Source organism: Tardiphaga sp. GW822-FHT04G09 (assembly GCF_058800725.1).
In genome coordinates this window covers 1-16,447 of the sequence record NZ_JBXAMO010000002.1, presented here as the reverse complement: position 1 = coordinate 16,447, position 16,447 = coordinate 1, and the positions used below count along the sequence as shown (strand labels likewise).

Genomic DNA, 16,447 nt, shown 5'->3' with positions numbered 1-16,447 from the left:
AACACTTCAAACTGAAAAAGCCGGCGCGAGATGATCGCGCCGGCTTTTTTGTTGGCTGCGAGCCCTAGCGCTTCTTGCGCGCCCGTGGCTCCGGCTTCAGGGCCTGCGGATCGAAGCCGATATAGAAGATGTAGGAGTCGCCTGCAGTGCCTGTCGGCGCGGGATAGACGAGATCCTCGCCGACCAGGCTGAACGGCACGCTGGTCTCGCTGCCGATCTGCACATTGGTCTGGAATACCTTGGTGGCAATGGTCTTCGGCGTTACGCCTTCCTGCACCACGGCGACACGCAGCGGCACATCCACCGCTGCCGGCGCGCCGGCCGGCCCGACGATGACGCGGCCCTGGATGCCGATCTTGACCGAGATCTGACCGGCATTGAGATCGCAGGAGCGCGCCGTCCGGGTGATGGTGGCCTGGAAAGCCAGATCGTTGCCGACCGCGGGCTTGCCCGCAGCGCCGACCGCGTAGGTCGATGCGCCCGGCCGGATGCTGACGCTCGGACAGGTCAGGTCGTTCTCGTCGGTCTGCGGCGACTGCGGCGCGCCGACCTCGGTGGACTTGCCCGAAAACAACTGGGTGAAGCGATCGGTCATCGACGGACTGCCGCCGCCGCTGCTTGGCGAACCACCGCCGAACATGCTGCCGCCGCCGCAGCCGGCCAGTGAAAGGCTAGCCGCAGTGATCACCAGCATGCTGCGGAGCGCGCCGGTGCGGCCGCTGATCGGCATCGAACGAATGTTGCGCATTATGAAGATATCCCCGGAAATTCAGTCGTTTGCGCTGCCCCGCCCAAGGCGTGCGCAGGGCCTTATAACAGCGCAATGGCGGCGAACCCAAGGCGCTTAACGAGGCGCTTGAGACAGGACAGATGCGCGCCATTGCGCCACACCCGGACATCGCGCTGCACCAAGACTACCCGCGGAAGCCCTCATGCAGCATGCCGTAGAGCAGGTGATCCTGCCAGATGCCATTGATGCAGAGATAACGCCGCGCCAGTCCCTCGCGCGTGAAGCCACATTTCTCCAGTACCCGCACCGACGGCAGATTGGTGGGAATACAGGCGGCCTCGATGCGATGCAGGTTCAATTCGCCGAACAAGGTCGGCAGCAGCACCCGCAGCGCCGCCGTCATCACGCCCTGCCCGCTATAGGGCTGGCCGACCCAGTAACCGATGGTGCCGGCCTGGACGATGCCCCGACGCACATTGGCCAGCGTCACGCCACCCAGCAGCGTGCCGTCGGATTCGCGAAACACCAGGAACGGATAGGCGCGGTCGGCGGACGCATCGTCGGCATAGCGGCGCAGCCGGCGGCGGAAGCCGGAGCGCGTCAGGTCGTCGGACGGCCAGATCGGCTCCCACGGCGTGAGATAGCCACGGCTCTGCTCACGCAGATCGGCCCATTGCGGAAAATCGCTCATCACGGGCGCGCGCAATGCGACGCCGTACCCGCGCGGCGCCAGCGCCGCCGGCATGCTCGATGGCAAACGAAACAGGGCCATAGGTCGCTCCCTGATACCTCGGACCTCGCCTGCCTAGTGGAGCAGGCTCTTGTCCTTGGTGCGGGTCAATCCTTCCGCAAAAGCCACTGCCGTGTCCAGCCCCCGGCCGCTGCCGAGCGCCGCCACGGCCGGGCGGCTGCGCGTCAGCAGGCCACGGGCGACATCGCGGGTGGATTCCACGCTGACATCGTCGATGCGCTGGACGAGCTCTTCCACGGTGAGCGGACGGCCATAGGCCAGCATATGCCGCGCCAGCTGTTCGGCGCGCGAACTGCAGCTCTCCAGCGCCATCAGCAGGCCGGCCTTCATCTGCGCCTTGGCGCGCGCGATCTCGGCGTCGGTCAGTGTCTCCACCGATTCGTTGATGACATCGACAATGACTTCCATCATCTCAGGTGCGTCGGCGGGATCGGTGCCGGTATAGAGCCCGAAGAAGCCGGTGTCGGTATAGGGCGCGTGGAAGGTGTAGATCGAATAGCAGAGACCGCGCTTCTCACGCACTTCCTGGAACAGCCGCGAGGACATGCCGCCGCCGAGAATGTTGGTGAAGACCTGCAGGCTGAACAGGGACAGGTCCGATTGCGGCAGGCCTTCCAGCGCCAGCGTCAGATGCGCCTGTTCAAGATCGCGATTGACCACGCGCGAGCCGCCTTTGCCGAACATCGCCGGCTGCGGCTTCGGTGCGGCGGTGCCTTCGAAGCTGGAAAAGCGATCGGCGGCTTCATGCACGACCTGGCGATGATTCACGGCGCCAGCCGCAGCCACCACCATGTCCGGCCCGCGATAATGCGTGGACAGATAATTCTGCAGCATGTCGCGATCGAACCCCTTCAGCGTCTTGGCGGTGCCCAGAAGCGAACGGCCCATCGGCTGGTCGGGATAGCAGAGCTCATTGAGATGTTCGAACACGACATCATCGGGCGTGTCCTGCGCCGCACCGATCTCCTGCACAATCACGCTCTTCTCGCGCTCCAGCTCGTCCGGCACGAAAGTGGGATTGGCGAGAATGTCGGAGAGCACATCGAGTGCGAGCGGCACATCGGCCTTCATCACGCGAGCGTAATAGGCCGTGGTTTCGGTCGAGGTCGCGGCATTGAGATCGCCGCCGACCGCCTCGATCTCCTCGACGATTTCGCGGGACGAGCGCTTCTTGGTGCCTTTAAAGGCCATATGTTCGAGCAGATGCGAGATGCCGTGCTCGTTGGACTTCTCATCGCGACCGCCGACACCGGTCCAGACGCCGAGTGCTGCGGTTTCCAGATGCGGCATGGTATCGGTGATGACCGTCAGGCCCGAAGGCAGCTTGGTAACTTCGACGGTCATCAGGACACTCCTTGCTTCGCAGCGCGGCTGACCGACAGCACGAACTGCTCAATATCGCTCTGGTCATTCTTCATGACCTTAATGTGCTCGGGCTTCGTCATCAGCCCTTCCAGATAGGCCGGCAATGCCGGCCGCACGCCGCAGGCGGCTTCCACCGCGTCGGGGAATTTCGCTGCATGTGCCGTCGACAGCACGACGTTGGGCACGTGCATCTCGGTGGTGTCGCGGTCGGCCACAGCCAGCGCCACGGCAGTATGCGGATCGATCAGGTCGCCGGTTTCGCGCCACGCCGCGCGAATCGCCGCAAAGGTCTCGTCTTCATCGGCGCGGCCGGATTCGAAATCGGCCCGGATCGCGGTCAGCACCTTCTCCGGCAGCACGAAGCGGCCGGACTGCTTCAGCGAGTCCATCAGGCCGCGCACCAGCACCGCATCGCGGCCGGAGGCTTCGAACAGCAGGCGTTCGAAATTCGACGACACCTGAATGTCCATCGAGGGGGACGACGAGGCGTGAACTTCGCGTACCTCATAGATGCCGGTCTTGAGCGTGCGATCGAGGATGTCGTTGACATTGGCGGCGACGCGCAGCTTGCGCACCGGCAGACCCATGCGCTTGGCCACGTAGCCCGCAAAGATGTCGCCGAAATTGCCGGTGGGCACGGTGAAATCCACCGATCGCGTCGGCGCACCAACAGCGACGGCCGAGGTGAAGTAGTAAACCACCTGCGCGACGATACGCGCCCAGTTGATCGAGTTCACACCCGAGAGCGAGACGGCATCGCGGAAGCTGTGATGATTGAACAGACCTTTCACGATTGCCTGGCAATCGTCGAAATGGCCCTCGACGGCGAGCGCATGGACGTTCGACGCGCCGGTTGTGGTCATCATGCGGCGCTGGACGTCGGAAATGCGACCGTTCGGAAACAGCACCACGAGATCGACATTGTCGCGGCCGGCAAAGGCATCGACGGCGGCGCCGCCGGTGTCGCCCGAGGTCGCGACCACGATCGTGGTGCGCTGGTTGCGCTTGGCCAGGACATGATCCATCAGCCGCGCGATCAGCTGCATGGCGACGTCCTTGAACGCCAGCGTCGGGCCGTGAAACAGCTCGAGCACGAACTGGTTCGGCGCGGTCTGGTCAAGCGGCACCACAGCGGGATGGCGGAAGGTGGCATAGGCCTCATTGGCCATGCGGCCGAGATCCTCGTCGGAAATCTCGCCGGCCACGAATGGCCGGAGCACCTCGACGGCGACTTCCCAATAGGGCCGGCCGAACAGCGACGCGATGGTCTCGGCCGAGAGCTGTGGCCAGACCTCGGGAATGTAGAGACCGCCGTCGCGGGCAAGCCCGGTCAGCATGACATCGCAAAAGCCGAGGGTCGGGGCCTCTCCCCGCGTCGAGATATAGGTCGTCAAGGCGTCCTCCAAAGGCGCGGAAACCGCCAAGCCTTTGATAATAATGGGGTTAAAACTTCACGCCGCGTGAAATCAGAGGGCACCATAATGGGTTTCGCCGGGCGAGGAAACCAACAATGGCCGGGGTTCAGGCCCGCCGCTGGCCCCGAATCCAGACCCCGAAGGCAATCGCCACGGCGGCCGCGAGGCCAAACCAGGTGATGGCATATTGCATGTGGTCGTCCTTGAGATGGATTTCGAGCGGGCCGGGCCTGGGGATGGCGTTGGCCGGCACGGGCGTTTCCAGATCCACATAGAACGGCGCGACAGGGCCCCAGCCGAGCGCCTGCGCCATGGCGCGCTGGTCACGATTGAACCAGAGGCGCTTGTTGACGTCGTCATGGGGCGTCAACGTGCCCGCGGTTTCCGGAAAGCGCAGATAGCCGGTCATGACCACCGGCGCACCGGTGATGAGTTTCTGCACGGCACGGTCCTGCTGGGCGCGGTCCTGCATCGTATTCTGCACGAAGCCGGCATTGATCACGACCGTCTCGCCGGTCGGCAGTTGCGCCGGCAGAAACGCCCAGGTCACCGGGCCCGGCACATCCGGCCGCACGCCGGAGCCGGAGCTGTAGACCATGCCATCGGGGACCGGCTTGTAGACCGCCGAAAAACTGACGCGGCGGAATTCATCCTTGGCCGGGGTCAGCGCACCCCATGTGAACGGCAATGGCAGCGCACCGGGCGCGCCCGCAAGGCGCTCGGTGAGTGCCGCAATCAGTGCATGTTTCTCGGTGCGGCGCTGCAACTGCCAGAATCCGAGGCTGAGGAGCACACCAACGATGATGAGCGTGACGATGCCGAGACCGGTGATACTGCGCCGGCGCGCTGCAACCGTGTTCATTTCGGCGCGCGATCGATCAACTGGCCTTCCGAGGCCTTGTGGTGAAATTGCAGGGCGATCAACAGCGACTTCATGGAGCGCAAGGGCAGCAGCGTGGTTACCAGGATCAGCGGCAGCCATAGGGCGGCGTGCAGCCAGAATGGCGGCTGGTACTTCACTTCGACAATGAGCGCCGCTCCGACAACGATGGCCCCTGCGATCATGATGATGAAGATCGCCGGACCATCGCCGGTGTCGATGAAGGCGTAGTCCAGTTCGCAACGCTCGCAGCGCGGCGCCAGATTGATGAAGCCCGCATAGAGCTTGCCCTCGCCGCAGCGCGGGCATTTGCAGGTCAGGCCGCGGACGATGGTCTGGCCAAGCGTAACGGGGGCAGCGAGTTGATCGGGCATCGCGTCAATTTCTTTCACAGCCGCAGAGGCCAACGAAAAAGGGCGGCCCTGCGGCCGCCCTCTTGTAGCACCCGAATGCGGTCAGTGCGCGGCCGCGCCGGCGACAACGCCGCCATAGCCCCAGACATAGATCGTGACGAACAGGAACAGCCAGACCACGTCCACGAAGTGCCAGTACCAGGCGGCGAATTCGAAACCGAGATGCTGCTTCGGCGTGAAGTGACCGGCATAGACGCGGAACAGGCAGACCAGCAGGAAGATGGTGCCCACCAGCACGTGGAAACCGTGGAAGCCGGTCGCCATGAAGAAGGTCGCGCCGTAGATGTTGCCCTTGAAGCCGAAAGCGGCGTGGGCGTATTCGAACGCCTGCACGCAGGAGAAGGCGGCGCCGAGCAGCACCGTGAGGATCAGCGCATATTTCACGGCCTTGCGGTCGCCTTCCAGCAGCGCGTGATGCGCCCAGGTGACGGTCGTGCCTGAAGTCAGCAGAATCAGCGTGTTGAGCAGCGGCAGATGCCAGGGATCGAAGGTCTGGATGCCCTTCGGCGGCCAGACGCCACCGAACAGCGCCTCGCGGGTGGCATGGACGGGATCGCCGGGGAACAGCGACGAATTGAAATAGGCCCAGAACCAGGCGACGAAGAACATCACTTCCGAGGCGATGAACAGGATCATGCCGTAACGGTGGCTGATCTGCACCACGCGGGTGTGATCACCCTTGTACTGGGCTTCACGGACCACGTCGGTCCACCAGCTTGCGAATACGTAGAGCACTCCGATGGTGCCGACACCGAACACGATGGGCGCCGCGGCATACATGTGATGCATCCAGCTGACCGCGCCAACCGCCATGATGAAGGCGAACAGCGAGCCTACCGCCGGCCACGGCGAGGGATCGACGAGGTGATAGTCGTGGTGCTTTGCTTGCGCCGTAGCCATTGCGGTTCTCTCCGTCAGCTGCGCCGGTTGAAGCCGGTGCGAGTTCTCTCAATTTTATAACGCGGAACGCTCCAGGATTTCTCCTGAAGGGTACCCTTTATCTCAGAGGTTACCCTTGCGCTTGTCGGTCTCCGTCGCCGCCAGAGGCTTCGGCGCCGGATCGCGCAGGGGGTAGAACGTGTAGGACAGTGTAATCGACTTCAGGCCGTCATTCTCGTTATCCGCGGCCAGCGCCGGATCGACATAGAATACGACAGGCATTTCGCGCTTCTCACCAGGCGCCAGGGTCTGTTCGGTGAAGCAGAAGCAATTGATCTTCTGGAAATACGCACCGACCGTGAGCGGCGCCACGTTATAGGCAGCCTGTGCGGAGGTGGTGCGGGCCGACTGGTTGGTGACAGTGTAGAAGACGGTCACCACCTCGCCGATCTTGACTTCGATCTCGCTCTGCTCCGGAACGAACTTCCACGGCAGGCCGCCCGACACATTGGCATCGAAGCGCACGGCGATCTTGCGCGCGATCGGGCCACTCGTGGGCGCTGAACTGGCCACCATCGTGGTGCCGTTGAAGCCGGTGGCGCGGCAGAACCAGTTATAGAGCGGCACGGCGGCGTAGGACGCGCCGACCATGAAGGCGACCAACAGACCGCACGCCGCAGCCACAGTCGCATCGCGGCCCAGACCGCGGCGCGCATTCTTATCGCTGCGCGGGCTGCTCACTTCGACTGGCTGGATCTGCGGCTGATCGGTCATGTCACTCAGCTTTTGTCATTACATGGGCCGGATGAGAACGGCCGGCCCCTTGACCATGGTGACGGCGAAGAACAGCACGACGAGAATGCCGAGCGCCCAGGCGATGGCCAGCGAGCGTTCGCGCCGGCTCTTCTTCTGTGCCTCGGTGAGGACGATGCCGTCCGGCTGTTCAGGCTTGTGCTCATTGTCCATCGGATCATGCGCCCCTCTACCAGACCAGCGGGAGGATGGCCTTCACGACCACCTCGAGCAGCAGAATGGCAAACAGTGCGAACAGATAGACAATCGAGAAAGCGAACAGCTTGCGCGTCGCGCGATTGGCAGGCGTGCCTTCGCGCAGACGATAGACCTCGACAGCGAGATACATCATGCCGGCGCCGAGGATCAGCGAAGCCACGCCGTAGATGGCGGAGAAATAGCCAAGCGGCCATGGAGCCACCGCGGTCGCGACGAGCACGACGGTGTAGAGCAGGATCTGCAGCCGGGTCGCATCGGGGCCGGCGACCACCGGCAGCATCGGCACGCCGGCGCGGGCGTAATCGTCGTTGCGGAACAGCGCGAGTGCCCAGAAATGCGGCGGGGTCCAGAAGAAGATGATCAGGAACAGCAGGACCGGTTCCATCGAGAGCGTTCCCGACGCCGCTGCCCAGGCGACGACCGGGGGCAGCGCGCCGGCTGCACCGCCGATGACGATGTTCTGCGCGGTCCTGCGCTTCAGACCGATGGTATAGATCACGACATAGAAGAAGATGGTGAAAGCGAGCAGCGCGCCGGCAAGCCAGTTGACGAGGATGCCGAGCGTCATCACCGAGAAGAACGCCAGCACCAGACCGAAGGTCAGCGCTTCCGGACGGGTGACGCGGCCGCGCGGGATCGGGCGATTGGCCGTACGCGACATCAGCGCGTCGATATCGCTTTCGTACCACATGTTCAGCGCGCCCGAGGCGCCGCCGCCGACAGCGATACAGAGGATCGAGGTGATCGCCAGCACGGGGTGATGATCGCCCGGCGCCAGGAAGTAACCGACCATGGCCGTGAACACGACCAGCGACATCACCCGCGGCTTGAGCAGCGCGATGTAGTCCGCAACACCCGCTTCGGAGATGCGGGGGGCGGACATGTCGATGGCGTGGTGGTCGAGAACGGACAAGATCAATCTCACTTTGTTACGCGCACTCCGCCGAAACCAGACTGGCCGCGGCGGAGGCATTCAGAGGCGCGGCGCCCGAAGGCGCCACGGATAGTTCTTACTTGATGCGCGGCAGCACTTCGAACTGATGGAAGGGCGGCGGCGAAGTCAGGGTCCATTCCAGCGTGGTCGCACCGGCACCCCACGGGTTGTTCGCGGCCTTTTCCTTGCGGACGAAAGCTTCGATCACACCGTAGATGAAGATCAGCACGGCAAAGCCGGAGATGTAGGAGCCGATCGACGAGACCAGGTTCCAGCCGGCAAAGGCATCCGGATAATCGACGTAGCGGCGCGGCATGCCCGACAGACCCAGGAAGTGCTGCGGGAAGAACACCAGGTTCACGCCGACGAAGGTGACCCAGAAATGCGCCTTGGCGATAGTTTCCGAATACATGTAGCCGAACATCTTCGGGAACCAGTAGTACCAGCCGGCGAAGATGGCGAACACGGCGCCGAGCGACAGCACGTAGTGGAAGTGCGCGACGACGTAGTAGGTGTCCTGCAGCACGCGATCGACGCCGGCATTGGCCAGCACGACGCCGGTGACGCCGCCGAGGGTGAACAGGAAGATGAAGCCCACGGCCCACAGCATCGGCGCCTTGAACTCGATGGAACCACCCCACATCGTGGCGATCCAGGAGAAGATCTTCACGCCGGTCGGTACCGCGATGACCATGGTGGCGGCGACGAAGTAGGCCTGCGTCGCCGACGACATGCCGACGGTGTACATGTGGTGCGCCCAGACGACGAAGCCGATGCCGCCGATGGCGACCATAGCGTAGGCCATGCCGAGATAGCCGAACACCGGCTTCTTCGAGAAGGTCGAGATGATCTGCGAGATCATGCCAAAGCCGGGCAGGATCAGGATGTACACTTCGGGGTGACCGAAGAACCAGAACAGATGCTGGAACAGGACCGGATCACCGCCGCCGTCTGCGGCGAAGAAGGTGGTGCCGAAGTTGCGATCCGTCAGCAGCATGGTGATGGCGCCTGCCAGAACCGGCAGCGACAGCAGCAGCAGGAACACGGTGACGAGGATCGACCACACGAACAGCGGCATCTTGTGCAGGGTCATGCCCGGCGCGCGCATGTTGAAGATGGTGGTGATGAAGTTGATGGCACCGAGGATCGACGATGCACCGGCGATGTGGAGTGCCAGGATCGCGAAGTCGACCGCAGGACCCGGATGGCCCGATGTCGACAGCGGCGCATACATGGTCCAGCCGGCACCGACACCGTTGGCACCCGGCTCGCCTTCCACGAAGGTGGAGATGATGAGCAGCGCAAAGGCGGCAGGCAGCAGCCAGAACGACACGTTGTTCATGCGCGGGAACGCCATGTCCGGCGCGCCGATCATCAGCGGCACCATCCAGTTGCCGAAACCGCCGATCATCGCGGGCATCACCATGAAGAAGATCATGATCAGGCCGTGCGAGGTGACGAAGACGTTGTAGGTGTGGCTTTCGTGGAAGATCTGGACGCCCGGATACATCAACTCGATGCGGATCAGGATCGACATGATGCCGCCGATGACGCCCGCCACGATCGCGAAGATAAGGTACATCGTGCCGATGTCCTTATGGTTCGTCGAATAGACGTAGCGCCGCCACCCCGTCGGATGCGCATGATCGTCGTGGGCGTGATCGTCGTGAGCCGGTGTTGCCGCGGTCGTTGCCATTTTCAAATCCTGCTTTGTCTTCTTCTGGCAGTCTCTCGGACCTTGCGGTCCCCTCGCCCTAATTTCTTACAGTGCGTGCGGAGCCTCGCGGCTCCGCCACCCGCTTACTGCGCCACAGCAGTTCCGGCCGAAGCGTAGGAATTCGCCGGATTGGACGCGAACTTCTTCTTCGCGGTCTCGACCCATGCGGTGAATTCCTGATCGCTGACGACGCGGATCGCGATCGGCATGAACGCATGATCCTTGCCGCACAGTTCCGAGCACTGGCCGTAGAACATGCCGGTCTTGGTGGCCTTGAACCAGGTCTCGTTCAGACGGCCCGGAACGGCGTCGATCTTGATGCCGAAGGACGGGATCGCGAAGGAATGGATGACGTCGGCGGCGGTCGTCTGCACGCGAACGACCTTGTTCACGGGAACGACGACTTCGTTATCGACGGCGAGCAGACGTGGCTGCTTGTCGGCAGCCATCAGCGAATCGAATTCGAACGGGCCGTTGTCCGGATAGGTATAGGTCCAGAACCACTGCTTGCCGGTCGCCTTGATGGTCAGGTCGGCTTTCGGAATGTCGAGCTCCAGGAACAGCAGGCGGAACGACGGCACAGCCACTGCGACCAGGATCAAAACCGGAATGATCGTCCACGCCACTTCAATCAGCGTGTTGTGGGTGGTCTTGGAGGCGACCGGGTTGGCCCTGGAGTTGAACTTCATCACCACGATGACGAGAAGCACAAGCACGAACAGTGTGATGGCGGTAATCAGCCAGAGCAGAAAATTATGAAACCAGGTGATGTTCTCCATCACCGGCGTGGCGGCTTCCTGCAGCTTGTATTCCCACGGCGCGGGCTGGCCCATCACCTCTGCGAATGCAGCACCGCCAAAAGCGAGCCCGGCCCCAACAACTGCTAACCCCAGCAACCGGCGGCCAATCTGGCCCCTCGACATCCTCATGCCGCTCGCGCTCCCATAATTTACTGTCGCATTTCGGCGTGTCGCCGAATTATGCCGCCCGATCCACTCCCTAACAATTTGCCAAAACGCCCAAGCTGTTGGCTTGGAGGCAGTTGTTAGAATGCGTCGAAATCTAGCCTCTCAAACCATAATTCGCGTCTTGTCGCAATGCAGGAGTGGCGCATCCCGTAATGCATTCGGAGGTATTGAACGAAGGTCGCAATTGCTGCATGAAATCAGGCACAAACAGGCGCGCGGCGGGTGAACGGCGCTTGACAGCGGAATTGTCCGTTGTACGCACAGATCAGGCGATCGGCAGGATGCTGATTCGTGCCCGCGCGTGTCTTCTTGGCTCCGTGGATGCCTTCAAGGCGCCGTCATTGCCGTATCATTCCGTGGTCTGGAAAATCCTCCGGACAGACAGCGTCAGGCGTGCTGCCCTGGACTACGACCACCACATCACCGCCTAAGGAATCGACCCGGATGGGGCACTCGAAGTTGCAGCATAAACCGACCCTGAACCGCCCGAGCCGCGGGATCGCAGGCTGGCGCCGGCTGGCACTCGGTTGCCTGGCCCTGGCAGCGATCGCTGCGGTCCCGGGTACCGCCAGCGCCCAGGGCGCGGTGCGCTCGGTTCATGGCGACTGGCAGATCCGCTGCGACACCCCGCCCGGCGCCCAGGCCGAACAATGTGCCCTGATCCAGAGCGTGGTGGCGGAAGACCGCTCCAATGCCGGCCTGACCGTGATCGTATTGAAGACCGCCGACCAGAAGAGCAAGCTGATGCGCGTGGTGGCGCCGCTCGGCGTGCTGCTGCCGTCCGGCCTCGGCCTCAAGCTCGACAATCAGGATGTCGGCCGCGCCGGCTTCGTGCGCTGCCTGCCCAATGGCTGCGTTGCCGAAGTCGTGATGGACGACAAGCTGCTCGCCCAGCTGCGCACCGCCAAGACTGCCACTTTCATCATCTTCGAGACCCCCGAAGAAGGCATCGGCTTCCCGCTCAGCCTCAACGGCATCGGCGAGGGGTACGACAAGCTGCCCTGATCGGCAGCATTGCATCCTACTCTCCCGGCACCAGTTCAGGAGCACCGCGATCGCGACGGCTTGGTCGCGACGCTGCTCGCAGACGGCGGCGCGAGAAATACAGGATGAAGCCCGTCACGGTGAACAGCGGCATCAAGGCCGCGGCCAGCAAGAACACGATGCGACCGGGCAGGCCCAGGAACGCACCTGTGTGGATGTGCAGCACCGCGGCCAGAACGCGCTCACCGAATGTCTTGTCGTTGTAGAGTTCCGCCGACACCATGCGGCCTGTCACGCCATCGATGCGGAAATCGTCGCGCGCCTCGTCGAATGACGCGTCCTTTGCCACCGAGCGGATACGCACGACACTGCCCGGTCCGTTCGGTACCTGCATGATCGCTATCGCATAGCGGCTGCCCTGCTCGGCCAGAAACGTCGACCAGACCTTGTCGAGCGACGGAACCGCAGGCGCATCAGAGGCAGATGCCTTGGCGCCCCGCTTTGCTCCACGCATTGCCGGCGCACTCGCAGCGGGCTTGCTCGACAGCAGCCAGGTGACACTGGCCTTGTACCAGTCGAACGACCACCAGAGGCCGGTGAGGATGGTCACCAGATAGACCGGCAGCAACCAGGTACCGACAACGCTGTGCAGCGACCAGTGAAACGGACGCCCTCGCATCGCCAGCTTCGGCTTCAGCCAAGTCTTGATACCATGCTTGATGCTACGGATTCGGCGCGGCCAGCGCAGCACCATCCCGGAGATCAGCAACACGAACAGGCCAAGCACGGCGACGCCGGTGATCAGACGGCCATAGCCATTGCCGTTGCCGGGCAGCAGCAGAAAGCGATGCAGGTTGCGCAGCGTCGCGAAGAAGCCCTCTCCCTGCATCGCCGAGACGACGCGGCCGTCATAAGGATCGACATAGACCGACGAGCGCTCCCCAGTCTCGCTGCGGGCAAAGCGCATCCGTACCGCCGCACCCGGTTCGCTCGAAAAAACAATGAGGCCGACCTTGCCTGCCCCAGGCAGCGCCTGAACCCGCGATACCAGCTCATCCGGTCCGAGCACCGGGGCCGGCCGCGGATCGACCTTCGCCACATCGCGATTGAGCGCCGCAACGATCTCGTCCTCGAAGCTCAGCATGGCGCCGGTCAGACCGATCAGGCCCAGGATCAGCGAGATCGCCAGGCCGATAATGGAATGGACTTGCAGGAATGCGGATTTGGTTCGAGAGGCCATGAAAAGCGATAACCGCCAGAAGAGATCGGTCCTGCAATGAATACCGTTCATGCAGGATGGTGCTCGGAGGGTCTACCGCACCGCAGCCTGAGGCGCATCGGAGTGCAGTTTGTAATAGCTCCAAGGTAACCGCGTCATGGCTGGCCCGGTTGCCCCCAGAGGATCTCGCCCCGGCGATGTGCGGGCCTCCCTTTTTGTCAGAACAGCACCTATCTTGTGTTCCAATCGCCTGTTTCGCCGCAGGTTACGCCATTGTAAGGCGACCCATCCCCGGGTTGTCGCTACAAATTGAAATCGCGGTCCCGCGCCTGGCGCCGGGGCCGCGCTGCTGACATTGGAGCCTGCATGACCAGCCCAGCCACCACCTCCCTGATCGACCGCGCCAATCTGGACCGCGACGAAGTTCGCCGCGAGCTCATGCGGGGGCTACAGGGAGCTGACGATGGCGAGCTGTTTCTCGAATACAGCCAGTCCGAGGCGCTTGGTTTCGACAATGGCCGGCTGAAGCAGGCGACTTATGACACAGCCCAGGGTTTTGGCCTCCGCGCCGTCAAGGACGATGCAGTCGGCTACGCGCATTCCTCCGACGTTTCGATACCGGCGCTGATCCGTGCGGCTGATGCGGTCAATGCGGTCCGTGGCGGCTATGCCGGCACTTTCGCGGCGGCGCCTTCGCACACCAATGTGCGGCTCTATGGTGACGACAATCCGCTGGATGCGCCGGGTTTCGAGGCCAAGGTCAAGCTGCTGGCCGAAATCGACGCCTATGTGCGCGACAAGGATCCGCGCGTGCGGCAGGTCTCGGTGTCGCTCGGCGCCACCTGGCAGGTGGTCGAGATCCTGCGTCCGGACGGCGAGAGCTATCGCGACATCCGTCCGCTGGTGCGCGTGAACATCTCCGTCGTCGCCGGTCAGGGCGATCGTCAGGAAAGCGGCTCCAAGGGCTATGGCGGCCGTGAGGGCTATGCGCGCTTCATCGAGAGCGGATCGTGGCGCACGGCAGCCGACGGCGCCCTGCGCGAGGCGCTGGTGAATCTTGAATCGATTCCTGCGCCAGCTGGCGAAATGGATGTGGTGCTCGGCCCCGGCTGGCCCGGCGTGATGCTGCATGAAGCCGTCGGCCACGGGCTCGAAGGCGATTTCAACCGCAAACAGACTTCGGCCTTTGCCGGCCTGATGGGTCAGCAGGTCGCCGCCAAGGGTGTGACTGTCGTCGATGACGGCACCATCTCGTCGCGCCGCGGCTCGCTGTCCATCGACGATGAAGGCACGCCGACCAATCGCACCACGCTGATCGAGGACGGCATCCTCGTCGGCTACATGCAGGACCGCCAGAACGCTCGCCTGATGGGCATGAAGCCGACCGGCAACGGCCGCCGTCAGGGCTATGCCCATGTGCCGATGCCGCGCATGACCAATACCTACATGCTCGCCGGCCAGCGCGACCCCGCCGAAATTCTCGCCTCCGTGAAGAACGGTATCTACGCCGTGAACTTCGGCGGCGGCCAGGTCGACATAACCTCCGGCAAATACGTGTTTCAGTGCACCGAGGCCTACAGAATCGAGAACGGCAAGATCGGCGCGCCGCTGAAGGGGGCGATGATGATCGGCAACGGTCCGACCGACCTGCACCGCATCAGCATGATCGGCAACGACCTCGCGCTCGATGACGGTATCGGCACTTGCGGCAAGCACGGCCAGGGCGTGCCGGTCGGTGTCGGCCAGCCGACGCTGCGCATGGACAGAGTGACCATCGGAGGAACGGGCCAGTGACCACTGATACGGAAACGACAACGGTCGCATCGACCGCAAAACGCTGGTCCGGTCAACTGGCGCAGATCGCCGCGATCGTCGGCATCGTGTTCGTTGCGAAGGGCGCGCTCGCCGAGCCGTTCTATGTGCCGTCAGCCTCGATGGAGCCGACATTGCTGATCGGCGATGCGCTGCTGGCGACGAAATTTCCCTACGGCTATTCGACAGCTTCGCTGCCGATCCATGTCTCCCTTCCCGAGACCGGTCGCGTCTTCGCGTCCACACCGAAGCGCGGCGATGTCGTGGTATTTCGCTGGCCCGGCGATCGCTCCCAGGTCTGGGTCAAGCGCGTCATCGGCCTGCCCGGCGACCGCGTCGAGTTGCGCGGCGGCCAGGTCTGGCTCAACGGCGTCGCGACGACGATCAAGGCCGATGGCATTGGCGCAGCCGAAGACGACAGCGGCGGCTCCGAACCGGCGCATCGCTATGTGGAGACGCTGCCCGGCGGCGTGGCGCATCCGATCTTCAAGCTGCGTGACAATGGCCGCCTCGACAACACGCCGGAAATCGTCATCCCCTCCGACCATCTGTTCGTGATGGGCGACAATCGCGACAACTCCGCCGACAGCCGCGTGCCGGTCAGCCAAGGCGGCGTCGGGCTGCTCCCGATGGATAATCTCGTCGGCCGCGTCGATGCCATCGTCGGCTCATGGGATCTCGGCGTGCGCAGCCAGCCGGTTGCCAACTGGCTGTCGGGTTTCCGCATGGCGCGGTTCTTTACGGGCGTGCACTGAACGCAGCACGGCAGCCTCGGCGGTGGGCTGATTTCATCTCCGCCGTGATGCGAAATCCGGTCAACGCAGCGCTGCTCGGCGAGATTGGTCGACTCGCGCTTCCTGATTGCTGGATTGTCGCCGGCTGCCTGACGCAGACGAGTCGGTGCGAGAGCTGTAACTGCTCTGATCGCGATCGACAGCGCGCATTTGCGCGTAGAAACGCAAAACGCCGCCTCCCGGGAGGGAAGCGGCGTTTTGTGTTGAGATATCGTAATTGAGGAATACTTTGTCCTTTGCAGGCCTGGCAGCGACCTACTCTCCCAGGGCTTAAGCCATAGTACCATTGGCGCTGAGGAGTTTAACGGCCGAGTTCGGGATGGGATCGGGTTGAAGCTCCTCGCTAGAACCACCAGGCCGGCGAAGGACAAAGATACGAAGCAAACTGTTTTTTGGGGCGAATGGTGAGTAGCGAATGGCGAATGGAACAAGTTCTATTCGCCACTCCCACTTCGCTATTCGCGGTCTTTCCGTCATCATTTTCCAAGTGTCATGGACACTGAAAATGAGAGCAATCAAGCCAATCGAACGATTAGTACCGGTAAGCTACATGCGTTGCCGCACTTCCACACCCG

16 protein-coding genes and 1 rRNA gene are annotated in these 16,447 nt (G+C 63.1%); 3 read left to right on the top strand and 14 right to left on the bottom strand.

What is annotated here, in order from left to right; translation table 11 throughout:
* Positions 1–64: 64 nt before the first annotated feature.
* From AC1RLZ_RS03830 to coxB, 12 genes are all read right to left on the bottom strand, one after another.
* A complete protein-coding gene (locus AC1RLZ_RS03830; protein ID WP_493187547.1) occupies positions 65–748 on the bottom strand; it encodes a hypothetical protein in 684 nt (227 codons plus the stop codon).
* A 166-nt stretch (positions 749–914) separates the two neighbouring features.
* The gene (locus tag AC1RLZ_RS03825; protein WP_493187546.1) at positions 915–1,502 is read right to left on the bottom strand and encodes a GNAT family N-acetyltransferase; all 588 of its coding nucleotides are present in this window, start codon (positions 1,500–1,502) and stop codon (positions 915–917) included.
* Positions 1,503–1,535: 33 nt separating this feature from the next.
* Positions 1,536–2,825, bottom strand: coding sequence for a M16 family metallopeptidase (locus AC1RLZ_RS03820; RefSeq protein WP_371419997.1), 1,290 nt, complete (start codon positions 2,823–2,825; stop codon positions 1,536–1,538).
* Positions 2,825–4,240, bottom strand: a complete 1,416-nt coding sequence (gene thrC, locus AC1RLZ_RS03815; RefSeq protein WP_493187545.1) for a threonine synthase — start codon at positions 4,238–4,240, stop codon at positions 2,825–2,827. The genes AC1RLZ_RS03820 and thrC overlap by 1 nt, the downstream gene beginning before the upstream one ends.
* A 127-nt stretch (positions 4,241–4,367) precedes the next feature.
* Positions 4,368–5,123 carry an SURF1 family protein gene (locus AC1RLZ_RS03810; RefSeq protein ID WP_493187544.1) on the bottom strand — a complete coding sequence of 252 codons (756 nt, stop codon included), beginning with the start codon at positions 5,121–5,123 and terminating at the stop codon, positions 4,368–4,370.
* A complete protein-coding gene (locus AC1RLZ_RS03805; protein ID WP_493187543.1) occupies positions 5,120–5,515 on the bottom strand; it encodes a DUF983 domain-containing protein in 396 nt (131 codons plus the stop codon). The genes AC1RLZ_RS03810 and AC1RLZ_RS03805 overlap by 4 nt, the downstream gene beginning before the upstream one ends.
* A gap of 81 nt (positions 5,516–5,596) precedes the next feature.
* Entirely contained in the window at positions 5,597–6,454 is an 858-nt protein-coding gene (locus AC1RLZ_RS03800) for a cytochrome c oxidase subunit 3 (RefSeq protein ID WP_371419993.1), read from the bottom strand.
* A 102-nt stretch (positions 6,455–6,556) separates the two neighbouring features.
* Complete coding sequence (locus tag AC1RLZ_RS03795; RefSeq protein ID WP_371419992.1) at positions 6,557–7,207, bottom strand: cytochrome c oxidase assembly protein; 651 nt, start codon at positions 7,205–7,207, stop codon at positions 6,557–6,559.
* 18 nt (positions 7,208–7,225) lie between these two features.
* Positions 7,226–7,399, bottom strand: a complete 174-nt coding sequence (locus tag AC1RLZ_RS03790; protein WP_089266830.1) for a cytochrome c oxidase system small membrane protein — start codon at positions 7,397–7,399, stop codon at positions 7,226–7,228.
* A gap of 16 nt (positions 7,400–7,415) precedes the next feature.
* Entirely contained in the window at positions 7,416–8,357 is a 942-nt protein-coding gene (locus AC1RLZ_RS03785; RefSeq protein WP_493187542.1) for a heme o synthase, read from the bottom strand.
* Between the two features lie 97 nt (positions 8,358–8,454).
* On the bottom strand, positions 8,455–10,074 hold the full coding sequence (gene ctaD / locus AC1RLZ_RS03780) for a cytochrome c oxidase subunit I (protein ID WP_371419990.1): 1,620 nt from the start codon (positions 10,072–10,074) through the stop codon (positions 8,455–8,457).
* Positions 10,075–10,178: 104 nt separating this feature from the next.
* Complete coding sequence (gene coxB / locus AC1RLZ_RS03775) at positions 10,179–11,024, bottom strand: cytochrome c oxidase subunit II (RefSeq protein ID WP_371419989.1); 846 nt, start codon at positions 11,022–11,024, stop codon at positions 10,179–10,181.
* A 483-nt stretch (positions 11,025–11,507) separates the two neighbouring features.
* Between coxB and AC1RLZ_RS03770 the strand changes: the two genes are divergently transcribed.
* A complete protein-coding gene (locus tag AC1RLZ_RS03770; RefSeq protein WP_493187541.1) occupies positions 11,508–12,068 on the top strand; it encodes an invasion associated locus B family protein in 561 nt (186 codons plus the stop codon).
* Positions 12,069–12,084: 16 nt separating this feature from the next.
* On the opposite strand, the gene AC1RLZ_RS03765 is transcribed toward AC1RLZ_RS03770, so the two are convergent.
* Positions 12,085–13,287: a PepSY-associated TM helix domain-containing protein gene (locus AC1RLZ_RS03765; protein WP_493187540.1), complete on the bottom strand. Its 1,203-nt coding sequence runs from the start codon at positions 13,285–13,287 to the stop codon at positions 12,085–12,087.
* Between the two features lie 345 nt (positions 13,288–13,632).
* Here AC1RLZ_RS03765 and tldD point away from each other — a divergent pair, with 345 nt between their 5' ends.
* Positions 13,633–15,060, top strand: a complete 1,428-nt coding sequence (gene tldD / locus AC1RLZ_RS03760) for a metalloprotease TldD (RefSeq protein WP_371419986.1) — start codon at positions 13,633–13,635, stop codon at positions 15,058–15,060.
* Entirely contained in the window at positions 15,057–15,833 is a 777-nt protein-coding gene (gene lepB, locus AC1RLZ_RS03755) for a signal peptidase I (protein ID WP_493187539.1), read from the top strand. The genes tldD and lepB overlap by 4 nt, the downstream gene beginning before the upstream one ends.
* Before the next feature lie 281 nt (positions 15,834–16,114).
* On the opposite strand, the gene rrf is transcribed toward lepB, so the two are convergent.
* Positions 16,115–16,229: ribosomal RNA gene (gene rrf / locus AC1RLZ_RS03750) — 5S ribosomal RNA — on the bottom strand.
* Positions 16,230–16,447: the final 218 nt, after the last annotated feature.

Excerpts from the sequence above, each read along its gene's own strand:
- coxB (WP_371419989.1), bottom strand. The coding sequence starts at position 11,024 with ATGAGGATGTCGAGGGGCCAGATTGGCCGCCGGTTGCTGGGGTTAGCA.
- ctaD (WP_371419990.1), bottom strand. The coding sequence starts at position 10,074 with ATGGCAACGACCGCGGCAACACCGGCTCACGACGATCACGCCCACGAC.
- AC1RLZ_RS03830 (WP_493187547.1), bottom strand. The coding sequence starts at position 748 with ATGCGCAACATTCGTTCGATGCCGATCAGCGGCCGCACCGGCGCGCTC.
- AC1RLZ_RS03765 (WP_493187540.1), bottom strand. The coding sequence starts at position 13,287 with ATGGCCTCTCGAACCAAATCCGCATTCCTGCAAGTCCATTCCATTATC.
- AC1RLZ_RS03810 (WP_493187544.1), bottom strand. The coding sequence starts at position 5,123 with ATGAACACGGTTGCAGCGCGCCGGCGCAGTATCACCGGTCTCGGCATC.
- tldD (WP_371419986.1), top strand. The coding sequence starts at position 13,633 with ATGACCAGCCCAGCCACCACCTCCCTGATCGACCGCGCCAATCTGGAC.
- AC1RLZ_RS03805 (WP_493187543.1), bottom strand. The coding sequence starts at position 5,515 with ATGCCCGATCAACTCGCTGCCCCCGTTACGCTTGGCCAGACCATCGTC.
- AC1RLZ_RS03825 (WP_493187546.1), bottom strand. The coding sequence starts at position 1,502 with ATGGCCCTGTTTCGTTTGCCATCGAGCATGCCGGCGGCGCTGGCGCCG.
- AC1RLZ_RS03795 (WP_371419992.1), bottom strand. The coding sequence starts at position 7,207 with ATGACCGATCAGCCGCAGATCCAGCCAGTCGAAGTGAGCAGCCCGCGC.
- AC1RLZ_RS03820 (WP_371419997.1), bottom strand. The coding sequence starts at position 2,825 with ATGACCGTCGAAGTTACCAAGCTGCCTTCGGGCCTGACGGTCATCACC.
- AC1RLZ_RS03800 (WP_371419993.1), bottom strand. The coding sequence starts at position 6,454 with ATGGCTACGGCGCAAGCAAAGCACCACGACTATCACCTCGTCGATCCC.
- AC1RLZ_RS03790 (WP_089266830.1), bottom strand. The coding sequence starts at position 7,399 with ATGGACAATGAGCACAAGCCTGAACAGCCGGACGGCATCGTCCTCACC.
- AC1RLZ_RS03770 (WP_493187541.1), top strand. The coding sequence starts at position 11,508 with ATGGGGCACTCGAAGTTGCAGCATAAACCGACCCTGAACCGCCCGAGC.